We start from the raw sequence: 1,008 nt of genomic DNA, 5'->3' as shown, positions 1-1,008 counted from the left end.
TGTATTTGTTAAGCTAAAACTGAGCCACCAACGCAATTGAAATGAGAGCCACTTTATATCAAAATAATCCTAACTTTAAATAGTTAGGAGGATATAGAGGTGATCAGTTTGGAAAAAAAACAGCTGGTGTTGATTGAATATCATCAGCACAATACAAGCCAACGTAAAATTGCGGAAAAGCTTAAGATGTCACGTAACACAGTCAAAAAATAAATTGAACAGGATCTCGCTGCGAGACAGCAAGATACAAGAGATTTACCGATTACGGACAACTATGTAACGCCTCCGGCATATAAAAAGCGAAAAGGAAAAAAAGAAGTTTTAACAAACACTGTCAAGAAACGTCTTCGTCAGATGATGAAGCAAAATGAACAGAAGCGTGAATTAAATATGCATAAGCAACAGTTGAAAATCATTGATATGCATGAAAAGCTTTTAGATGAAGGATTCACCATTGGTTATACGACCGTTCGCAACTTCGTTAATCATGAAGAGCAACGAAAGAAGGAAGTCTATATTCGCCAAGACCCAGCTGTAGGCCGAGAGATTGAATTTGATTGGGGCGAAGTGAAGCTGTTCATTGATGGAAAGCTAAGAAGCTTTTCGTTAGCGGTATTTACATTGGCTTATAGTAACGAGCGCTATGCACGTCTCTATGAATCCGAAACGATGGTTTGTGTACAAGATGCCCATGTGAAATGTATTGAACATCTAGGGTTTGTGCCAAACGTCTTTACGTATGACAACATGCGTACAGTTGTGAAAAACTTTATTGGCAATGACCGGTTCATTACCGATGGTATGAAAAGCATTCCACTTCATTATCATTTTCAAATTAGACTCTGTCAGCCACGTAAAGGAAATGAAAAGGGCCATGTAGAGCTAAGTGTGGAATTCATTCGTAGAAAAGCATTTGCGCACCAGGATACATTTACCTCTTTAGAAGAGGCGCAGCAATATTTAATATCAATTCTTGAGAAGTTGAATCATCGAAAGCATTATTTGAAA

Annotated in this window: 1 pseudogene; it reads left to right on the top strand. The window is 37.9% G+C overall.

Annotation, left to right across the window (positions count from 1 at the left end):
• Nucleotides 1-99 precede the first annotated feature (99 nt).
• Nucleotides 100-1,008: pseudogene (gene istA, locus ACFXN8_RS26490) on the top strand (IS21 family transposase); the annotation flags it as partial.

This window comes from Lysinibacillus sp. NPDC059133, from assembly GCF_042755925.1.
Classification (GTDB): Bacteria; Bacillota; Bacilli; order Bacillales_A; family Planococcaceae; genus Lysinibacillus.
The sequence above is the reverse complement of the archived record's forward strand: the minus strand, read 5'-3'. Positions and strand labels throughout refer to the sequence as shown.